At 39.3% G+C, this 3,499-nt stretch carries 2 protein-coding genes; both read left to right on the top strand.

Annotation, left to right across the window (positions count from 1 at the left end; genetic code table 11):
- The coding region (locus tag AACY61_RS10560; RefSeq protein ID WP_339611546.1) for a 4Fe-4S dicluster domain-containing protein at window positions 1-2,506 on the top strand (2,506 nt) is incomplete at its 5' end.
- 33 nt (window positions 2,507-2,539) lie between these two features.
- The coding region (nrfD, locus tag AACY61_RS10555; protein WP_339611545.1) for an NrfD/PsrC family molybdoenzyme membrane anchor subunit at window positions 2,540-3,499 on the top strand (960 nt) is incomplete at its 3' end.

Below are 3,499 nucleotides of genomic sequence, written 5' to 3'. Positions count from 1 at the left end.
TAGCCCTAGTACGACTAAATTAATTCAGGATTTTAGCGCGAAGTATCCAAATGTAAAACATGTGGCGTATGATGCGGTTTCTGAAGATGCAGCGCTTTCTGCTTTTGAGTCTAGATATGGAAGAAGAGCATTGCCAAATTATGATTTTACCCAAGCTGAAACTATAGTTTCTATAGGGGCAGATTTTCTGGGTGGCTGGCAAGGCGGAGGATATGATATTAGTTATGCGCAAAGTCGTATCCCAAAAAATGGAAAAATGTCAAGACACGTGCAATTCGAATCCAACCTGTCTTTGGCAGGTGCCAAGGCCGATAAACGTGTTCCTGTAAAACCATCTGAGCAAAAGGCAATACTTGCTTCTTTGTATGGATATATTGTAGGAGGAGGTTCTACAAGCGAACTTCCCTCTAAAATTGATGATGCTGTAGTGAAAGCAGCAAGTCAGTTAAGAAAAGCTGGTAGTAAAGGAGTTGTGGTTTCTGGTATTCCAGATGCAGATGCTCAATCACTGGTTCTGGCTATAAATGAAGCATTAGGTAGTTCAATTATGGATACCGATAATGCACGAATGACGCGCCAGGGTAATAGTGCTCAGGTAGCCGAGTTAGTTAAAGACATGAACGATGGTAGTGTAGGCGCACTTATGGTGGTTGGAGTGAATCCGGCTTATAGTTTGCCTAATGCATCGGAGTTTATTGAAGGATTGAAAAATGTAGAAGTGTCGGTTTCATTTACAATGAAAGAGGATGAAACTGCTAAACTTTGTAAATATATTGCGGCTACTCCTCATTACCTGGAGAGCTGGGGAGATATTCAGTTTACTGATAACCAGTTTAGCTTAATGCAGCCAACAATTAGACCATTATTTGATACCCGTCAATTTCAGGACTGTTTATTAAAGTGGTCAGGAAATAGCCAGTCTTATCATGATTATATCAAAGAAACATGGTCTGGTAATTTAACAGGTGGGTGGAATCAGGCACTTCATGATGGAGTATTTGAGGGTACTAGTCCTGTAGGGACAACAGTGCTTGAAGGTTTTGCTTCCTCAGCGAATGATGTTTCTTCTTTAAGAAAGATGAATGCTTCTGCTCAGGAAGAAAGTGAGTTTGAACTTACACTTTATACCAAAGTTTCAATGGGTGATGGGAATCAGGCTAATAACCCTTGGTTACAAGAGCTTCCAGACCCTATTACCAGAACAACTTGGGATAATTATCTAATGATTTCGCAAGCAGATGCTGATAAGCTGGAGCTTGAAAACGAAATTGTTTCCAATGGAGCTTTAAATGGTAGTTATGTGAATATTAGTGTTGGTGATACTACTGTAAAAAATGTTCCTGTTATTGTTCAGCCAGGTCAGGCTAAAGGCTCTGTAGCCTTAGCTTTGGGGTATGGTAAGAAAGAAGGAATGCAGAAGGAAATGCAAGTAGGTGTAAATGCTTACCCTTTGTATAAGAACTTTAGTGCATTTCAAAATGTTAGTATAGAAAAAGCTGCAGGTGTACATGAATTTGCAAGTGTGCAAATGCAAAGTACCTTAGCGGGACGTGATGATATTCTTAAAGAGACTACTCTTTCTGTTTTAACATCAAATAGTAAGCATCAATGGAATGGTGTTCCTGAGGTCGACTATAATCATCAGGAAATTCCTGTTAGTGATCAAAAAGCAGATATCTGGAGGTCTTTTGACCGTACTATTGGGCATCACTTTAACCTGTCTATTGATCTTAATGCCTGTACAGGTTGTGGCGCATGTGTTATTGCTTGTCATTCTGAAAATAACGTTCCAGTTGTTGGAAAGGATGAAGTTAGAAAGTTCAGGGATATGCACTGGTTACGAATCGACAGATATTATTCTGCCGGGGATACTTTTGTAGAAGAGCAGGAGAAACTGAATAATCTAGGAGCATTCGAGACTTATGATGTCATTGAAAATCCTTCGTATGATAATCCTCAGGTTGCTTTTCAGCCAGTAATGTGTCAACACTGTAACCACGCTCCTTGTGAAACAGTTTGTCCGGTTGCGGCAACGTCTCATGGTCGCCAGGGTCAAAATCAAATGATTTACAACAGATGTGTGGGTACAAGATATTGTGCAAATAACTGTCCTTATAAAGTAAGAAGGTTTAACTGGTTTAATTACGCTCAAAACGAAGAATTTGACTATCACATGAATAACGACTTAGGTCGTATGGTGTTAAACCCTGATGTTGTAGTTCGTTCACGTGGAGTTATGGAAAAATGTTCTATGTGTATTCAAATGACACAAAAAACGATTCTTGATGCCAAGCGTGAAGGTAGACCAGTGAAAGATGGAGAATTCCGTACAGCTTGTTCAGCGGCTTGTGATACCGGAGCAATTGTGTTTGGAGACATTAATGACGAAGAGTCTAAAGTTTCTAAATTACAAGAGGATGATAGAACTTACCGTATGATGGAAAGTTTAGGTACAAGGCCAAACGTAATGTATCAGGCTAAAATTACCAATACTGCTGAAGCATAATAATTAAGTAATAAGAATCAATTTTAAAGAAATATGTCGTCACATTACGAAGCACCTATAAGAGAACCTCTTGTTACCGGAGAGAAAACTTATCATGATATAAGTGTTGAAGTAGGAGCGCCTGTACTTGGGAGAGCAAATAAATCCTGGTACATTGTATTTACTATTGCCTTAATTGCATTTTTGTGGGGATTAGGTTGTATCATTTACACCGTTTCTACAGGAATCGGAGTTTGGGGATTGAACAAAACCATTGGATGGGCATGGGATATTACCAACTTCGTTTGGTGGGTAGGTATTGGTCACGCCGGAACATTAATATCTGCAGTATTATTATTATTCCGCCAGAAATGGAGAATGGCAGTAAACCGTTCTGCAGAAGCAATGACAATTTTCGCTGTAGTTCAGGCTGGTTTGTTCCCTATTATTCACATGGGACGTCCCTGGTTAGCATATTGGGTTTTACCTATTCCTAACCAGTTTGGTTCTTTATGGGTAAACTTTAACTCACCGTTGTTATGGGACGTTTTTGCAATTTCAACGTATTTATCGGTGTCACTTGTTTTCTGGTGGACTGGTTTACTTCCTGATTTTGCAATGCTTCGTGATAGAACAACAAATGAATTTCAAAAGAAAATATACGGTATACTTAGTTTTGGATGGAGTGGACGTGTAAAAGACTGGCAACGTTTTGAAGAAGTATCTTTAGTACTTGCCGGTTTAGCAACACCTTTGGTACTTTCGGTACACACGATTGTATCTTTTGACTTTGCTACATCAGTAGTTCCTGGTTGGCACAGTACGATTTTCCCTCCTTATTTCGTTGCCGGTGCGATTTTCTCAGGATTTGCAATGGTGCAAACCTTGCTTATTATTATGAGAAAAGTGGTTAATCTTCAGGATTATATTACGCTACTGCACATTGAATATATGAACAAGGTAATATTGTTGACCGGAGGAATCGTATCCGTGGCTTATATTACTGAATTCTTT

This window comes from uncultured Planktosalinus sp., assembly GCF_963973675.1.
Classification (GTDB): domain Bacteria; phylum Bacteroidota; class Bacteroidia; order Flavobacteriales; family Flavobacteriaceae; genus Planktosalinus.
This window is presented reverse-complemented; position numbering and strand designations above follow the sequence as displayed.